Source organism: Thalassobaculum fulvum (assembly GCF_014652915.1).
GTDB classification, from domain to species: domain Bacteria; phylum Pseudomonadota; class Alphaproteobacteria; order Thalassobaculales; family Thalassobaculaceae; genus Thalassobaculum_A; species Thalassobaculum_A fulvum.
On the sequence record NZ_BMZS01000005.1, the window covers coordinates 351,675 to 368,241 of the forward strand.

At 71.3% G+C, this 16,567-nt stretch carries 16 protein-coding genes; 10 read left to right on the forward strand and 6 right to left on the reverse strand.

What is annotated here, in order from left to right; genetic code table 11:
* Positions 1-55: 55 nt before the first annotated feature.
* The 4 genes from IE246_RS13330 (at position 56) to IE246_RS13345 (ending at position 3,619) form a co-directional block, all read left to right on the forward strand.
* Complete coding sequence (locus IE246_RS13330) at positions 56-754, forward strand: Crp/Fnr family transcriptional regulator (protein WP_229837058.1); 699 nt, start codon at positions 56-58, stop codon at positions 752-754.
* Positions 755-812: 58 nt separating this feature from the next.
* Positions 813-1,085, forward strand: a complete 273-nt coding sequence (locus IE246_RS13335; protein WP_229837065.1) for a DUF1858 domain-containing protein — start codon at positions 813-815, stop codon at positions 1,083-1,085.
* Positions 1,082-2,296, forward strand: a complete 1,215-nt coding sequence (locus IE246_RS13340; RefSeq protein WP_189990333.1) for an NnrS family protein — start codon at positions 1,082-1,084, stop codon at positions 2,294-2,296. Before IE246_RS13335 ends, IE246_RS13340 begins: the two co-directional genes overlap by 4 nt.
* A 150-nt stretch (positions 2,297-2,446) precedes the next feature.
* Positions 2,447-3,619: a M20 aminoacylase family protein gene (locus tag IE246_RS13345; protein ID WP_189990335.1), complete on the forward strand. Its 1,173-nt coding sequence runs from the start codon at positions 2,447-2,449 to the stop codon at positions 3,617-3,619.
* A gap of 138 nt (positions 3,620-3,757) precedes the next feature.
* On the opposite strand, the gene manD is transcribed toward IE246_RS13345, so the two are convergent.
* Positions 3,758-4,966, reverse strand: coding sequence for a D-mannonate dehydratase ManD (gene manD, locus IE246_RS13350; RefSeq protein ID WP_189990338.1), 1,209 nt, complete (start codon positions 4,964-4,966; stop codon positions 3,758-3,760).
* 211 nt (positions 4,967-5,177) lie between these two features.
* Entirely contained in the window at positions 5,178-5,891 is a 714-nt protein-coding gene (locus IE246_RS13355; RefSeq protein WP_189990339.1) for a GntR family transcriptional regulator, read from the reverse strand.
* A 183-nt stretch (positions 5,892-6,074) separates the two neighbouring features.
* On the opposite strand from IE246_RS13355, the gene IE246_RS13360 reads away from it, so the two are divergent.
* The 5 genes from IE246_RS13360 (at position 6,075) to IE246_RS13380 (ending at position 12,005) form a co-directional block, all read left to right on the forward strand.
* Entirely contained in the window at positions 6,075-7,097 is a 1,023-nt protein-coding gene (locus IE246_RS13360; protein ID WP_189990341.1) for a C4-dicarboxylate TRAP transporter substrate-binding protein, read from the forward strand.
* Between the two features lie 224 nt (positions 7,098-7,321).
* On the forward strand, positions 7,322-7,837 hold the full coding sequence (locus IE246_RS13365; protein ID WP_189990344.1) for a TRAP transporter small permease: 516 nt from the start codon (positions 7,322-7,324) through the stop codon (positions 7,835-7,837).
* Positions 7,834-9,108, forward strand: coding sequence for a TRAP transporter large permease (locus IE246_RS13370; protein ID WP_189990346.1), 1,275 nt, complete (start codon positions 7,834-7,836; stop codon positions 9,106-9,108). The genes IE246_RS13365 and IE246_RS13370 overlap by 4 nt, the downstream gene beginning before the upstream one ends.
* Positions 9,109-9,120: 12 nt before the next feature.
* Complete coding sequence (gene uxaC, locus IE246_RS13375; RefSeq protein WP_189990348.1) at positions 9,121-10,533, forward strand: glucuronate isomerase; 1,413 nt, start codon at positions 9,121-9,123, stop codon at positions 10,531-10,533.
* Positions 10,530-12,005 carry a mannitol dehydrogenase family protein gene (locus tag IE246_RS13380; protein ID WP_189990350.1) on the forward strand — a complete coding sequence of 492 codons (1,476 nt, stop codon included), beginning with the start codon at positions 10,530-10,532 and terminating at the stop codon, positions 12,003-12,005. Before uxaC ends, IE246_RS13380 begins: the two co-directional genes overlap by 4 nt.
* Before the next feature lie 20 nt (positions 12,006-12,025).
* Here IE246_RS13380 and IE246_RS13385 read toward each other — a convergent pair whose 3' ends face one another.
* Positions 12,026-12,610, reverse strand: coding sequence for a DUF4865 family protein (locus IE246_RS13385; protein WP_189990352.1), 585 nt, complete (start codon positions 12,608-12,610; stop codon positions 12,026-12,028).
* Between the two features lie 134 nt (positions 12,611-12,744).
* On the opposite strand from IE246_RS13385, the gene IE246_RS13390 reads away from it, so the two are divergent.
* Positions 12,745-13,593: a LysR substrate-binding domain-containing protein gene (locus tag IE246_RS13390; RefSeq protein ID WP_189990355.1), complete on the forward strand. Its 849-nt coding sequence runs from the start codon at positions 12,745-12,747 to the stop codon at positions 13,591-13,593.
* 113 nt (positions 13,594-13,706) lie between these two features.
* On the opposite strand, the gene IE246_RS13395 is transcribed toward IE246_RS13390, so the two are convergent.
* From IE246_RS13395 to IE246_RS13405, 3 genes are all read right to left on the reverse strand, one after another.
* Positions 13,707-14,012 carry a TehB family protein gene (locus tag IE246_RS13395; protein WP_189990357.1) on the reverse strand — a complete coding sequence of 102 codons (306 nt, stop codon included), beginning with the start codon at positions 14,010-14,012 and terminating at the stop codon, positions 13,707-13,709.
* The gene (locus IE246_RS13400; RefSeq protein WP_189990359.1) at positions 14,009-15,145 is read right to left on the reverse strand and encodes an acyl-CoA dehydrogenase family protein; all 1,137 of its coding nucleotides are present in this window, start codon (positions 15,143-15,145) and stop codon (positions 14,009-14,011) included. The genes IE246_RS13395 and IE246_RS13400 overlap by 4 nt, the downstream gene beginning before the upstream one ends.
* Positions 15,146-15,360: 215 nt before the next feature.
* Positions 15,361-16,560 carry an acyl-CoA dehydrogenase family protein gene (locus IE246_RS13405; protein WP_189990362.1) on the reverse strand — a complete coding sequence of 400 codons (1,200 nt, stop codon included), beginning with the start codon at positions 16,558-16,560 and terminating at the stop codon, positions 15,361-15,363.
* Positions 16,561-16,567: the final 7 nt, after the last annotated feature.

The following is a 16,567-nucleotide window of genomic DNA, read 5'->3' on the forward strand; positions in this document are numbered from 1 at the left end:
GAAGGTGCCGCCGCCGCATTACTCACGGCGAATGCCGGCCGCGAGGAGCGATGCCATGGACATCCCGGCCCGGGTTACGGTGCTGGAGCGGGTTCCGCTCTTCAAGGGCCTGCGCCCCGACGAACTCGAGGCGGTGGCGCGTGAGGCGCACGAGCGCAAGCTCGAGAAGGGCGAGGTGCTGTTCCGGCAGGGCGAGGACGCGGCGCACAGCTATGTGCTCGGCTGGGGCCGCCTGCGACTCGACCAGGCCACGCCGGACGGCCAGAACGTGGTGTTGCGGTTCATGGGGCCGGGCGACATGGTCGGCACCGTCGCGGTGCTGCGACGCATCCCGTTCCCGGCCACTCCGCTCGCCATCGAGGATTGCGTGATCCTGGCCTGGAGCGCCGGGCGCACGGCCGAGCTGATGACCCGGTTCCCGGCGATCGCCCTGAACGCGGTCGCGGTGGTCGGCGGCCGGGTCGAGGAGCTGCAGGCGCGGTTGAGCGAGATCGCCACCCAGCGGGTCGAGCGGCGGATCGCCTCGACCCTGCTGCGCATGGCCCGGCAGTCCGGTCGGCGGATCGAGGGCGGCGTCGAGATCCCGTTCGCGATCTCCCGCAACGACCTGGCGGAGATGACGGCGACGACGCTGCACACCGTCAGCCGGACGCTCGCCGCCTGGGAGCAGGAGGGGATCGTCTCCGGCAAGCGCGGCTCGTACCTGACGATCGCGCAGCCGCATCGGCTGGTGGAGATCGCCGAGCAGGCCTGAGGCTTCGAGTCCGGGGAAGTTGCGCCAGCGCAACGCTGTCGACCGCGAGGTCGGTAGGGTGATCGTGCTGCATTCGTCCCGCCGGATGAGGCTCGCGATGACCCGAACCGAACTGCTGTCGATGACCGTCGACGACGTGATGGCGCGATGGCCGGAAACCGTCCCGGTGTTCCACCGTCGCCGCATGGCGTGTCCCGGCTGCGTCATGGCGCCGTTCATGACGGTCGCCGAGGCGGCCCGCTCCTACGCACAGCCGGAGGACGAACTCGCGGCGGACCTGGCCCGTGCCATTCCGCCGGAAACCACCGATTCTGCACGGAGAGTGTCATGACCGACGCCTTCGCCACCCGTCCCCGGCCGGCGCCGCCCAGCCTGGCGGTGCTGGAGGTCGGGTTCCGCCCGTTCTTCCTGGCCGGTGCCGCCTGGGCCGTGGCGGCCCTGGCGATCTGGCTGGCCGCCCTCGATGGCCGGCTGTCGCCCGGCGGAACCGTGTACGGGCCGCTCCTCTGGCATGCCCACGAGATGGTGTTCGGGGTGGGGGCCGCCGTCGTCGGCGGCTTCCTGCTTACCGCGGTCCCGAGCTGGACCGGGCAGCCTAAGCTGGTCGGCGGCGGGCTGGCGCTGCTGGTCGTAGCCTGGGCGCTCGGACGGGCCGTCATGCTGGTCCCGGATTCCGTCGGGCTGCCGGCGGTCATTGCCGTCGACCTGGCGTTCCTCGCGATCCTGGCGGTGCGCACCGGCTGGCAGGTGCGGGCCAGCCGCAACTGGCGGAACCTGCCGGTGGTGGCCGGTCCGATGCTGCTGCTGACCGGCAACCTGCTGTTCCATGCCGAGGCGGCCGGCCTGCTGACTGCCGGCGGCGACTTCGGGGCCGAACTCGGACTGGCGGCGATCGTGCTGCTGGTCGCGGTGATCGGCGGGCGGATCATCCCCGCCTTCACCCGCAACTGGCTGATGAACACCGGCCGCGGCGGCCCGCTGCCGGTCGAGCCGGCCCGCTTCGACGTCGCCGTGCTGCTGGCGACGTCGGTGGCGTTCGCGGCGTGGCTCGGCTGGTCGACGTCATTCGAGACCGGGGTCCTGGCGGCCGTCGTCGCGGCCGGGCACGCGGTCCGGCTGCTGCGCTGGCGCGGCTGGCGGACCGGGGCCGAGCCGCTGGTCTGGGTGCTGCACCTCGGCTACCTGTGGGTTCCGGTCGGCTTCGCCCTGATGGCCGGGGCGGCGCTCGCGCCCGAGGCGGTGCCGGAGGCGGCGGTGCTGCACGCCTTCGCCGCCGGCGCGATGGGCACGATGATGCTGGCGATGATGACCAGGGCGACCCTCGGCCACACCGGCCGGGCGCTGACCGCCGACCGGGCGACCGCCGCCGTCTACCTGCTGATCACCGTCACCGCGGCGCTGCGGGTGACCGCCGCTCTGGTACCCGACCTGTACGGGACGGCGATCGCCCTTTCAGGGGCCGGGTGGATCATGGCGTTCGGGGTCTACCTGCTGGCGTACGCGCCGAAGCTGTGCCGGCGCCGGGTCGCCGCCGGGGGCTGATCGAGGACTCCTCCGATCCCTCTGGTCTTCGGTGGTCGGGGCGCTCTACCATCGCGGCAACCACGCCGATCGTCGGGCGCTGCGGGGAGCGGGCATCCTGCCGGCCCCCGCCGCCCGTCCTTTCCGAACGAACCCCTGCCGGAGACCCCGATGCCCATCAACAACCGCATTGCCGACTTCCACGACGAGATGACCGAGTGGCGGCGCGACTTCCACGCCCATCCGGAGATCGGGCTCGAGGAGTTCCGGACCTCGGCGATCGTCGCCGAGAAGCTGGAATCCTGGGGCATCGAGGTGCACCGGGGGATCGGCGAGACCGGCGTCGTCGGGGTGCTGCGCGGTACCGGCAGCGGCACCGGCACCGTCGGCCTGCGCGCCGACATGGACGCCCTGCCGATGCAGGAGGAGAGCGACGTTCCCTACCGCTCGACCATCGAGAACCGCATGCACGCCTGCGGCCACGACGGCCACACCACCATGCTGCTGGGGGCTGCCAAGTACCTGGCCGAGACCCGGAACTTCGACGGCACCGTGCACTTCATCTTCCAGCCGGCCGAGGAGGGCCGCGGCGGCGCCAAGAAGATGGTCGAGGACGGGCTGTTCGAGCGGTTCCCGTGCGACAGCGTGTTCGGCATCCACAACGCACCGCACCTGCCGGCCGGCACCATGGCGTTCCGCGGCGGCCCGATCCTGGCGTCGGCCGACCGCGCGACCATGACCGTGCACGGCAAGGGCGCCCACGCCGCCCGGCCGCATGACGGGGTCGACCCGATCGCCGTCGGCGTCCAGCTCTACCAGGCGGTGCAGACCGTGGTGAGCCGCAACGTCGACCCGCTGAAGTCGGTGGTGATGAGCATTACCCAGTTCCACGCCGGCACCGCCAACAACGTCATCCCGGCGAGCGCCCAGCTGATCGCCTCGATCCGCACCTTCGACGCCGAGGTCCAGGATCTGGTCGAGAAGCGCCTGCAGGAGATCTGCGACGGCGTCGGCCGGATGTACGGCGCGCGGGTCGAGCTGGAGTACCTGCGCGGCGTCCCGCCGACCGTCAATGCGGTCGACGAGGCCGACTTCGCCGCCGGGATCGGCGACCAGATCGTCGGCGGCGACAAGGTCGACCGCGAGCCGGAGCTGGCCATGGGCAGCGAGGACTTCTCGATCATGCTCGCCAAGCGCCCCGGCGCGTTCGTGTGGCTCGGCGGCGGCGCGCCCGGCAAGGACTACGGCCTGCACCACCCGAAGTACGACTTCAACGACGAGGTGCTGCCGGTCGGCGCGTCGTTCTTCGCCAAGGTGGTCGAGAGCAAGCTGCCGCGGCAGTAGCCGTTTCCTCTCGCCCTCATCCCGGACGACTGCGCCGCCCCCGGCGCGGTCGATCCGGGACCCCGAGGGACACTGGCCGATAGGTCCCGGGTCACGCTTCGCTCGCCCGGGATGAGGGGAAGAAGAGAGCGCTGACCCTCACCAGCTCCAGAGCGTGCCGTCGGGCAGCCGGGCGACCGGCAGCTGGGCCGGCTCGTAGGGGTATTTCGCGGCCAGCGTCTCGTCGATCTCGACGCCGTGGCCGGGCGTCTCGCCCGGGTGCATGTAGCCGTCCTCGAACCGGTAGGCGTGCGGGAACACCTCGTCGGTCAGCGGCTCGTGCGCCATGTGCTCCTGCACCCCGAAGTTCGGGACCCAGAGCGCGAAGTGCAGGGCCGCCCCCATGCACACCGGCGACATGTCGGTGGCGCCGTGGCAGCCGGTGCGCACGCCGTACAGAGCGGCCAGGTCGGCGATCCGCCGCAGGTGGGTGATGCCGCCGGCATGCACCACCGAGGCGCGGATGTAGTCGATCAGCTGCCCCTCGATCAGGTCCTTGCAGTCCCAGATGGTGTTGAACACCTCGCCGACCGCGACCGGCGTCACCGTATGCTGCCGGATCAGCCGGAAGCTCTCCTGGTTCTCGGCTGGGGTCGGGTCCTCCATCCAGAACAGCCGGTACGGCTCCAGGCTCTTGCCCAGGCGCGCCGCCTCGATCGGGGTCAGCCGGTGGTGGACGTCGTGCAGCAGGTGCGGGCCCATGCCGTACTTGTCGCGCAGCGCCTCGAACAGCTTCGGGGTGAAGTCCAGGTAGGGCTCGGTCGCCCAGATCGACTCCTGCGGCAGGCCCTTGGTCGCCGGCTCGTAGTGACCGTCCTTCTTGCCGATACCGTAGACGCCCGCGACCCCGGGGATGCCGGACTGGGCGCGGACCGCCTTGTAGCCCTTTTCCAGGTACTCGCCGACCCGGTCGACGGTCTCGGCCAGGTCGCGGCCGTTGGCATGGGCGTAGACCATGGCGCCGTCGCGGCTGCGGCCGCCGAGCAGCTGGTAGAGCGGAACGCCCAGGGCCTTGGCCTTGAGGTCCCACAGCGCGGTGTCGACCGCGGCGATCGCCGCCATGGTCACCGGCCCGCGGCGCCAGTAGGCGCCCTTGTAGAGGAACTGCCAGAGGTCCTCGATGCGGTGGGCGTCGCGGCCGATCAGGCAGGGGATCACATGGTCGGTCAGGTACGAGGCGACCGCCAGCTCGCGCCCGTTCAGGGTGGCGTCGCCGATCCCGTGCAGCCCCTGGTCGGTCTCGATCTTCAGGGTGACGAAGTTGCGGCCGGGGCAGGTGACGATGACGCGGGCGCTCTCGATCTTCATGGGCGTGCCGGTTTCTCGGTGGCGGGGACGATGGGGGAGCGGCGGACGAACGCTGTCGCATGGGGCCCGGCTCTCCGCGGCTTTGCCGCTACGGCCGGGATGAGGTGAGAAGGAAGGCTCTCAACCCCTGTCCTCATCCCGGACGGACGCGCCGCTCCGGCGCGACCGATCCGGGACCCACGGCGCGACGGGCGCATCAAGCCGGCCCCGGTCATGCGGCAGACTCGGCCAGGTCGGACGGCTCGGGCTCGAACAGGTCGGGGAACCGTTCGGCGAGCGTGGGCAGCGAAGTCAGGATTTCGCTCAGGTGGGTGCGCATCGCCGCTTCCGCCCCCGCCGGATCATGCGCCGCGATGGCGTCCACGATCGCCTCGTGCTGGTCGATCAGCCGGGACAGCGGCGTGGCTTCGGGCAGGCTGAGATAGCGCACCCGGTCCATCTGCGCCTTCATGTCCTCGACCACGTGCCAGGCGTACTCGCAGCCGACGCCGAGCGCGAGGCCGCGATGGAACGCCTCGTCGAGCGGGAAGAACCGGTCCGGGCGCTCGTCCGAGGCGACCTTGCGTTGCGCGTTCACGGTCTCGCGCAGGGCGCGGACCGCGCTGCCGGGCAGCTCGAGGGCGGCCTTGCGCACCACGGCGACCTCGACTGCCTCGCGCACGAACCGCACGTCGTAGACCTGGCGGGCCGAGATCTTGACGACGTAGGTGCCGCGCTGCGGGCGGATGCTGAGCAGGCCGGCCTCGCTCAGCTTGATGAACGCCTCGCGCACCGGCTGGCGGCTGACGCCGAACCGGTCGGCGACGTCCTTCTCCGACAGCGCCTGGCCGGGCCGGAAGGCCATCTCGACGATGGCGCTGCGCAGCTCCTTGAACACCCGGCTGGCGACGGATTCCGGCCCGTCCTGGCTGATCGGATTGAGCATCGCCGTCCCCTTTGCGGCTCGTTGCGTCCCTGTTGCCGGCGATTCTGCACCAAAGCCGGGACGGCATTGTCATTCGATTTCAACCATACTACCATACTAGCATTCTAACCAAGCATCAACGCCCGACACGGGCGGGCAATCGGGCCCGGACAGGGCCACACAGCAGGGGCGCAGGAGGAAACGATGACCATGGTGACGAGGACTCTGCGCGCCGCGGCGATCGGCGCGATCGTGGCGGCGGGGATCGGTGCGGCGGGAATCGGGGCGGCGGGAATCGGGGCGACCGGGGTCGCCCTGGCGGCGGACTACACGCTGAACGTCAACACCGCGCTGCAGCCGCAGGACCCGCTGTTCAAGGGCCTGAACGCGTTCAAGGAGAATGTCGAGAAGGGCTCGGGCGGCAAGATCGCGGTCCGGCTGTTCCCGGGCTCGCAGCTCGGCAAGGACGAGGACGTGCTGGAGCAGGCCCGCGCCGGCGCCGGCGTGGCGGTGGTCGTCGACGGCGGCCGGCTCGCCGTCTACACCAAGGAGTTCGGCGTCCTCGGGGCGCCGTACCTCGCGTCCGGCTATGACGGGGTGCGCAAGGTCGTGACCTCGCCGATGTTCGAGACCTGGGTCGAGAAGCTGCGCAAGGCGGCCGGCCTGCAGGTGCTGTCGTTCAACTGGTGGCAGGGCGAGCGCCACCTGGTGACCAACGTGCCGGTCAGGGTGCCGGCCGACCTCGCCGGCATCCGCATGCGCACGCCGGGCGCGCCGGTGTGGATGGAGACCATCCGGGCGATGGGGGCCACTCCGACCCCGATGGGCTGGGCCGAGGTCTATACCGCCATGCAGCAGAAGGTGATCGACGCTCTCGAGGCGCAGAGCCCGGCGGTGTACAACTCCAAGCACTACGAGGTGGCCAAGTACCTGACCAAGAGCGGCCACATCAACCTGATCACCGGCGTGGTGACCAGCGCCGCCTGGTTCGACGGACTGCCGGCCGACCTGCAGGCGCTGGTCCGCGACGAGGCCCTCAAGGCCGGCGACATCGCCTCGCGCGGCACCGAGGCATCGCTCGCCGACTACGAGAAGCAGATGCAGGCCAAGGGCATGACGGTCACCGAGATCGACGTGACGCCGTTCGTGGAGGCGACCAAGCCGGTGTACGAAAAGCTCGGCTACGGCGAGCTGCGGGTCGAGCTGAACAAGTTCCTCGGGAACTGAGGCGCAGCGCCCGACGCATCGCGTGGCTTCCGGAGTCCGCTGCGCGGCTCCGGAATGACGGGAAAGAGAGAGGCGGCCGGCTGTCCCGGGCTTCCTCTCTCCGACATCGTCATCCCGGTGCGGCCGCGAAGCGGACGACTCCGGGATCCACGGCGCGACGGGCACCCCGATCCGAGTGCGCTATCGTGTGTCCCGGCGGCGCGCAACTCCGATAGAGGCGACGAATGAGTGGCATGCTCCTCAGGGTCGAGGCATGGCTCGCCGGTGGCCTGCTCGCGGTCATCGTGTTCCTGGTGTTCATCGCCGGCATCATGCGGTGGTTCGGCCAGCCGCTGGTCTGGTCGGTCGACCTGGCGCAGCTGCTGTTCGTGTGGGTCAGCTTCCTCGGGGCCGACATGGCGCTGCGCAAGCGCGCCCACATCGGCATCGACTATCTGGTCCGCCGCCTGCCCGGGCGGCCGCGGGTGATCCTGGACGCCCTGCTGGCGGCGGTGTGCATCGCGTTTCTCGGGGTCATGGCGGTGCTCGGCTACCGGTTGACCATGCTCAACATGGAGCGGCTGTTCGGCGACAGCGGGATACCCTACGCCTTCGTGACGATCGCGGTGCCTGCCGGCTGCGTGCTGCTGGCCCTGACCCTGCTCGGCCAGGCCTGGGAGTCGCTGAGCAGGCTGCGCACCGAGGCCCGCCCGATCTTCACCGGCGGCAGCAGCGGCGAGATCGAGGAGCTGGTGCCGTGACCTTGCTGGCCGTCACGTTCTTCGTGCTGATGATCCTCGGCCTGCCGATCGCTTTCGCCATCGGCATCGCCGGGTTCACGTTCTTCGCGACCGGGCCGATGCCGCCGTCGATCGGCGTCCAGCAGGTCGCCTCGGCGTCCCAGAGCTTCCCGCTGCTGGCGGTGCCGTTCTTCGTGCTGGCCGGACACATGATGAACCGGACCGGCATCACCTCCCGGCTGATCGCCTGCTCGAGCGTGCTGGTCTCGTGGATGGCCGGCGGGCTGGCCCAGGTCTGCATCGTGCTGTCGACCCTGATGGGCGGGGTCTCCGGCTCGGCCGTCGCCGACGCCGCGATGGAGGCGCGGATCCTCGGCCCCGGCCTGATCGCCCGTGGGTACTCCCGGGGCTTCACCGCCGCGGTGATCGCCGTCAGCTCGCTGATCACCGCCACCATCCCGCCGAGCCTCGGGCTGATCCTGTACGGCTTCGTCGGCAACGTCTCGATCGGCCGGCTGTTCCTGGCCGGGATCGTGCCGGGCCTGCTGATGATGGCGTTCCTGATGGTCACCGCCTGGCTGATCGCTCGCCGCCGCGGCTACGGCGCCGAGGCCAAGGCGCCGCCGTCCCTGGCCGATGTCCGCCGCGCGGTGGCCGACGCCAAGTGGGCGCTGCTGTTTCCGCTGGCCCTGCTGTTCGCGATCCGCGGCGGCCTGTTCACCCCGTCCGAGGTCGGGGCGTTCGCCGTGGTCTACGCCGCCGTGGTCGGCTTCCTGCTGCACCGGGAGCTGACCTGGAAGAGGCTGACCGAGGCGCTGACCGAGGCGGTGGTCGACACCGGCATGATCATGCTGATCATCCTGTTCTCCGGCATGGTCGGCTACGCGATCATCTTCGAGCAGGCGCCGCAGTCGGTCGCCGCGGCGCTGACCGCGCTGACCGAGGAGCCGGTGCTGGTGGTGGCGCTGATCCTGGTGTTCCTGTTCGTCGCCGGCCTGTTCGTCGAGAGCACGGTGCTGGTGCTGCTGCTGACCCCGATCTTCCTGCCGATCGTGCAGCCGCTCGGCGTCGACGGCGTGCATTTCGGCATCCTGATGATGACGGTGGTCACCCTCGGCTCGATGACGCCGCCGGTCGGCGTGGCGATGTACACGGTGTGCAGCCTGCTCGACTGTCCGGTCGAGGAGTACGTCGTGGAATCGCTGCCGTTCGTCGGGGCCGTAGTCGCGCTGATCGTCGTCTTGACCCTTTGGCCGGGGCTGGTGCTGTTTATCCCGAATGCCCTGATGTGATAGGCCCCAGTCATGCATGAGGACCGCCTGTTCCCGGCCGACCCGGGCGAGCGTTCGATCGCCCGGCGCCTGTACGCCGAGGTCGCCGGCCTGCCGATCGTCAGTCCGCACGGCCACACCGACCCGGCCTGGTTCGCCTACGACGAGCCGTTCCCGAACCCGGCCGAGCTGCTGGTGGTGCCGGACCACTACGTGCTGCGGATGCTGTACAGCCAGGGCGTCCGGCTGGAGGAGCTCGGCGTGCCGCGGCTCGACGGCACGACGGTCGAAGGAGGGCCCGTCGAGGGGGATCCGCGACGGATCTGGCGCACGGTGGCCGAGCACTGGCACGCCTTCCGGGCGACTCCCAGCCGGCTGTGGTGGGAGCATGCGCTGGCCGAGGTGTTCGGCGTCACCGAGCGCCTGACTCCGCAGAGCGCCGACGCGATCTACGACCGCATCGCCGACTGCCTCTCCAAGCCCGAGTTCCGGCCGCGCGCGCTGTTCGAGCGCTTCGGCATCGAGGCGCTGGCGACCACCGAGGGCGCGCTCGACCCGCTGGAACACCACAAGGCGATCCGCGAGTCCGGCTGGCAGGGCCGGGTGGTGACCACGTTCCGGCCCGACACCGTGGTCGACCCGGACACCCCCGGCTTCGTGGCCAACCTGGAGGAGCTCGGCCGGATCACCGGCGAGGACACATTCACCTGGCGCGGGTACCTGGCGGCGCTGGCGGCCCGGCGCCGCGACTTCATGGCGGCCGGCGCCACCGCCACCGACCACGGCCACCCCACCGCGTTCACCGCCGACCTGCCGCCGGCCGAGGCCGAGGTGCTGTTCAACCGGGTCGCCGCGGGGCGGCCGGGTCCCCAGGATGCCGAGCTGTTCCGAGGCCAGATGCTGACCGAGATGGCCCGCATGAGCCTGGAGGACGGGCTGGTCATGCAGCTGCACTCCGGCGTGCGGCGCGGCCACAACGCCTGGATGCAGCGGGTCTTCGGCGCCAACCGCGGCGACGACATCCCGACGCGCTCGGAGTTCGTCGACAACCTCAGGCCGCTGCTCGACCGGTTCGGCAACGAGCCGGGCCTGACCCTGATCCTGTTCACCCTGGACGAGACCACCTACTCGCGCGAGCTGGCGCCGCTGGCCGGCCACTATCCGGCGCTGCGGCTCGGCCCGCCCTGGTGGTTCCACGACAGCCCCGAGGGCATGTGGCGCTACCGCCAGCGCATCACCGAGACCGCCGGCTTCTACAACACCGTCGGCTTCAACGACGACACCCGGGCCTTCCCCTCGATCCCGGCCCGCCACGACGTCGCCCGGCGCGTCGACTGCGCGTTCCTGGCACGGCTGGTCGCCGAGCACCGGATCGACGAGGATGAGGCTCTCGAGGTCGCCACCGACCTCGCCTACCGTCTCGCCAAGCAGGCTTACCGACTGTGACCGGCCGTCTTTCCCCAGGCACCCTCGCGGGACTGCCCGCCGCCATCTCCCGCCCGCGCTACGACCGCGCCGGGCTCGACGTCGGCATCGTCCATATCGGCCTCGGGGCGTTCCACCGGGCGCATCAGGCAGTCTACACCGACGACGCCCTGAACGCGGTGCCGGGGGCCTGGGGCATCTGCGGGGTGTCGCTGCGCAGCCCCGACACCCGCGACGCGCTGGCGCCGCAGGCCGGCCTCTACACCGTCGGCGTGCGCGACGAGGAAGGCGAGCGGTTGCGCGTCGTCGGCTCGGTGGTCGAGACCCTGGTCGCGCCCGAGGATCCGGCCGTGGTGCTGGCGCGGCTCGTCGACCCGCGGGTCCGGGTGGTGACGGCCACGGTCACCGAGAAGGGCTATTGCCACAACCCGGCGACCGGCGAGCTGGACGCGAGCCATCCCGACATCCGCCACGACCTGCTGAACCCGACCCAGCCGCGTACCCTCGCCGGCTTCCTGGTCGAGGCGCTGCGCCGCCGCCGTGCCGCCGGCCGGCCGCCGTTCAGCGTGCTGTCCTGCGACAACCTGCCGGGCAACGGCGAGGTGACGGGCAGCATCCTGCGGGCCTACGCGGCCATGCTGGAGCCGGACCTGGACCACTGGATCGCCGACAACGTGTCGTGCCCGAGCTCGATGGTCGACCGCATCGTGCCGGCGACCACGGCCGACGACCGCATCCGGATCTCCGCGGCGCTCGGCGTCGAGGACGCCGCCCCGGTGGTGACCGAGCCGTTCACCCAGTGGGTGTTCGAGGACCGGTTCCCGACCGGCCGCCCGGCCTGGGAGGATTTCGGCGCCGAGCCGGTGGCCGACGTGCGGCCCTACGAGGCGATGAAGCTGCGGCTGCTGAACGCCAGCCATTCCTGCATCGCCTATCTCGGCTACCTCGCCGGCTACCAGACGGTGGCCGAGACGATCGCCGACCCGGCCTTCGAGCGGTTCGTCGGGGCGCTGATGGACGACGAGGTGACCCCGACCCTGCGCATGCCGGCCGGCGCCGACCTGGCCGGCTACAAGGCGGCGCTGCTGGCCCGGTTCGCCAATCCGGCGCTCAGGCACCGGACCTGGCAGATCGCCATGGACGGCAGCCAGAAGCTGCCGCAGCGCATCCTGGTGACGATCCGCGACCGGCTGGCCGCCGGCGCGCCGTTCGACCGGCTGGCGCTCGGCGTGGCGGCGTGGATGCGCTACGTACGCGGCGTCGACGAGACCGGCGCCCCGATCGACGTGCGCGACCCCCTGGCCGAGCGGCTGCGGCGGCTGGCCGAGGAGGCCGGCCCGGTCGCCGGCCGCCTGGCGCCGGCGCTGCTGTCGGTGCGCGAGGTGTTCGGCGACGACCTGCCGGCGAACCCGGCATTCGTGACCGCGGTCACCGGCGCCCTGGAAGGGCTGTTCGACCGCGGTGCGTGGTACTGCGTGGAGCGACTGGGGTAGGGGACGCAACGGCAGGCGGGTCAGCCGGCGTCCTCTCCATGCGCCAGGGACGCGAGCAGCGGCTGGGCGAGGTGGCCGACCTCGTACCATGTGCCGGGCCTCGTGCCGTCAGGCTCGCTCTCCGTGACGACGACCCGCAGCGTCCGCCAGTTGCCGGCATCCAGCCCGGCGGTCGCGACCACGACGTCCGGCTCTGCCGAAACCTTCCGGCACCATGCCGCCTCCGCCGCCAGGGCGTCGGTAAGGTCGGCGTCGACCGGCAGGTCGGCCTCCCGGAGCACCGCGAACCGGGCCTCGCTGCCGAGGCCGCGGCGGGCGTCCAGGCCGACCCAGGTCCGGATCGGCGGGCGGCCGAACGCGTCGGTGACCACCTTGAAGCGTCCGTCGGTCAGGAAGTCCCGGAAGGCGTCGGCCCGGCGCCACAGGTACAGCGACGAGTACTCGTTGGCGGCGGCGCCGTAGCGGCCGGCCTCGCGAACCAGGAACGCCTTGAAATGCAGCTCCGGCACCGCCGACCAGAGGGCGCCGCGCGCCTGGACGCGCGTCCGGATCAGGCCGAGGTCGTAGGCCGCCGGCAGGCGGTGGGCGTAGTGGGCGATCAGCACGGTCGTGTCTCCCGTCGAGAGGAACTGCGCCCCGCATCGGCGCGCTCGTCCGGGAAGCCTAGGGTTCGCCCTCTCATTGCGAAATCCGCGGGAATTGGGTTTCAATGATTTGAGTTGGAAATGGACGGAATGCCGTGGACACGCTGGATATCGAGGCGGTCCGAGCCTTCGTGCTGGTCGCCGACCTGAAGAGCTTCACCCGCACCGGCGAGGCCATGGGCATGACGCAGTCGGCGGTCAGCCTGAAGGTCAAGCGGCTGGAGGACGGGCTGGGCCGGCGGTTGCTCGAGCGCACGCCGCGGCTGGTCAGGCTGTCGCGCGAAGGCGACGTGTTCCTGGAGCCGGCCCGGGCGCTGCTGGCCGCCCATGACGCGGCGCAGGCGTCGTTCGCCGAGACCACGCGGCGCCTGACGGTCGGCATCAGCCATCACATCGTCGGTGCCGAACTGCCGCGCCTGCTGAAGCGCATGAGCGAGTCCGAGCCCAGCCTGGTCGTCGACATGCGGATCGCCGCCTCGCGCGACGTGCTGGAGGCGTTCGACCGCGGCGACCTGGACGCGGCGATCGTGCTGCGCCACGGCAACCCGCGGCGCGACGCCGAGATCGTGATGGAGGAGGGATTCGGCTGGATGGCGGCCCCGGACTTCCGGCAGCCGGGCGGCGAGCCGCTGCGGCTGGCGACCCAGGCCGAGCCGTGCAGCGTCCGCAGCATGGCGGTCGCCGCCCTCGACGCCGCCGGCATCCCGTGGCGCGAGGTGTTCGTCGGCGGCGGCGTCGCCACCGTCGGCGCCGCCGTCTCGGCCGGGCTGGCGGTCGCGGCACTCTGCCGCCGGGTGGCGCCGCCAGGCACCGTCGACGCCGGATTGCGGCTCGGGCTGCCGCCGCTGCCGACTGGCGAGGTGATCCAGTGCTCGCGCCTCGCCGACCGGCGGGCCCGCGAGTCGCTGCGGACCCTGCTGGCCTGCATCCGGTCGACGGCGTAGTTCCTGAGCTGGATTACGCGGCTTCGCTGGCGTCGGTCAGGGCGATGAGCCGCCCGGTGCGCATGCCGGGCAGCAAGGCGGCGGTACTGCGTCGCCCGGAAGAGGACGGACCGTTACCCGCCGCCGACCCGGTGGAACTCGACGAAGAACTCGACCGGCCCGTCGATCACCACCCGGTGCCGCTCCTGCGGCCTGATCACCGCGCTGGCCCCGGCGTCAAGGACCGTTTCCTCACCGGTTTCGGCGACCACGTAGGTCAGGCTTCCGGCGTTCACCTGGAGCAGTCCCCACACGCCCGCCTTGGTGCTGTGGTCCGCACGCAGCGCCGCAGGGACGGTCGATTCCGTGAAGACCGGCGTTCGCTTGTACGGCCGCGAGCCGTCCGGGAGGAGCACCGAACCGGCCGGCCCCCGGCTCATGCCGCGGTGCCGTCGGTCAGGGCGATGAACCGCTCGGTATGGAAGTCGACGTCGCCGAGAAGGTGGTCGATCATCACCAGTCGCTTGGCGTAGTGCGACAGCGCGTATTCCCAGGTCATGGCGATGCCGCCGTGCAGCTGGATCGCCTCCTCGGCGACGTGGTGGGCGGCGCGGCCGATCGTGACCTTGGCGGCGCTGACCGTGCGCTCGCGCTCGACCCGGTCCGCTCCCAGCTTGGCGGCCGCCAGGATCGCCATCGAGCGGGCCTGCTCCAGCTCGGTGCGCATGTCGACCATGCGGTGCTGCAGCGCCTGGAACGAGCCGATCGGTCGGCCGAACTGCTTGCGGGTCTTCAGGTAGTCCAGCGTGGTCTCGCAGGCCACCTCCATCGCCCCGACCGCCTCGGCGCACAGCGCCGCGATGCCGCGCGCCACCGCCGCCTCGATGGCGGGGAAGGCGGCACCCGGCTCGCCCAACGGCTCGGCGGCGACGCCGTCCAGCACCACCTCGGCCGAGCGGCCGCCGTCGATCGTCGGGTTGCCGTGCACGGTCAGGCCGGCGGCGTCGCTGGCCACCAGGAACAGGCCGATGCCGGCTTCGTCGCCGGTGCCGCCGGCGGTGCGGGCCGACACGATCAGCGTGTCGGCGGCGTCGCCGTTGATCACCACCGACTTGCGGCCGGTCAGGCGCCAGCCGTCGCCGCTCTCTTCGGCCCGGGTTCCGACATGGGCGAGGTCGTAGCGCCCGTCCGGCTCGCCATGGGCAAACGCCAGCAGCTTCTCGCCGGCGACGACGTGGCCGAGGATGTGGGCCTTCTGCTCGTCCGAGCCGGCCAGTTCGACCAGACTGCCGCCGAGCACGACGGTCGCCAGGTAGGGCTCGACCACCAGGCCGCGGCCGAACGCCTCGGCGACCACCATCAGGTCGACGCCGCCGCCGCCGAGCCCGCCGACCGCCTCCGGGAACGGCACCGCCAGCAGGCCGAGTTCGGCGAAGGTCGCCCACATGGCGCGGCTGAAGCCCTGCTCGGAGGCCGCCGCCGCCTGCCGCGCCTCGAAGCCGTACCGGTCGCGGACCAGCCGGTCGACGGTCTCCTTCAGGAGCCGCTGCTCCTCCGACAGCGAGAAGTCCATGGGCGTTCCTTCCTCAGTGTCTCTCGGCCTTGTCTCTCGGCCGCGCCCGTCGCGCCGTGGGTTCCGGATCCGTCTCGCCTGCGGCGATCCGCCCCGGAATGACGAAGGGGAGGGGTGACAATGCTCCCGGTCCCTGCCTCCTCTTCGTCATTCCGGCCGAAGCGACATCGTCGCGCAGAGCCGGAACCCATGACGTGACAGGCGTCGCAGGCCCCTCACAGCCCCAGGCTGGCCTTGGCGATGATGTTCTTCTGGATCTCGTTCGAGCCGCCGAAGATCGACAGCTTGCGCATGTTGAAGTAGTGCGCAGCCACCGGGGCGGCGTAGCCGGGGCCGATCGGCTCGCCGTTGAAGCCGCCGTCCAGCGCCTCCGACTGGAACGGCAGGGCGTACGGGCCGAGCGCCCGGCGGGCGAGGTCGGTGATCGCCTGCCGCACCTCGGTGCCCTTGATCTTCAGGATCGAGCTCTCGGCCCCCGGCGCGCCGCCGGCCTGGACGTCGGCCAGCACCCGCAAATTGGTCATCTCGAGCGCCATCAGGTCGATCTCGATCTGCGCCATGCGGGCCCGGAAGATCGGGTCCTCGATCAGCGGTCGGCCGTTCTTGAGCTGGTCGCGGGCGATGGTCTTGAGGTGGCGCAGCGCCTCCTTCGACAGGCCGACGCCGGCGATGTTGGTGCGCTCGTGGGTCAGCAGGTACTTGGCGTAGGTCCACCCCAGGTTCTCCTCGCCGATCCGGTTGCCGACCGGCACCCGGACGTCGTCGAAGAACACCTCGTTCACCTCGTGCTCGCCGTCCAGCAGGATGATCGGGCGCACGGTGATGCCGGGGGTCTTCATGTCGATCAGCAGGAACGAGATGCCCTCCTGCGGCTTGGCGGCCTGCGGGTCGGTGCGCACCAGGCAGAAGATCCAGTCGGCGTGCTGGCCGAGCGTGGTCCAGGTCTTCTGGCCGTTGACCACGTAGTGGTCGCCGTCGCGCACCGCCCGGGTCTTCAGGGACGCGAGGTCGGAGCCGGCGCCGGGCTCGGAGTAGCCCTGGCACCACCAGTCGGTCAGGTCGAGGATGCGCGGCAGGTAGTGCGCCTTCTGCTCGGCGGTGCCGAACTTCATGATCACCGGCGCCACCATGTTGACGCCGAACGCGATGATGCGCGGCCCGCCGGCGGCGGCGCACTCCTCCTCGAAGATGTGGCGCTGCACCGGCGACCAGCCGGTGCCGCCGTACTCGGTCGGCCAGTTGACCCCGAGCCAGCCGCGCTTCGACAGCGCTGTCATCCAGCGCACGTGGTCGTCGCGGGTCAGCCGCTTGCCGCCCTTGACCTTGGCGGCCACGTCGGCCGGCAGGTCGGTCCGCATGAACGCGCGGACCTCGTCGCGGAACGCCTGTTCCTCGGGGGTGAAGTTCAGGTCCATGGGCGTC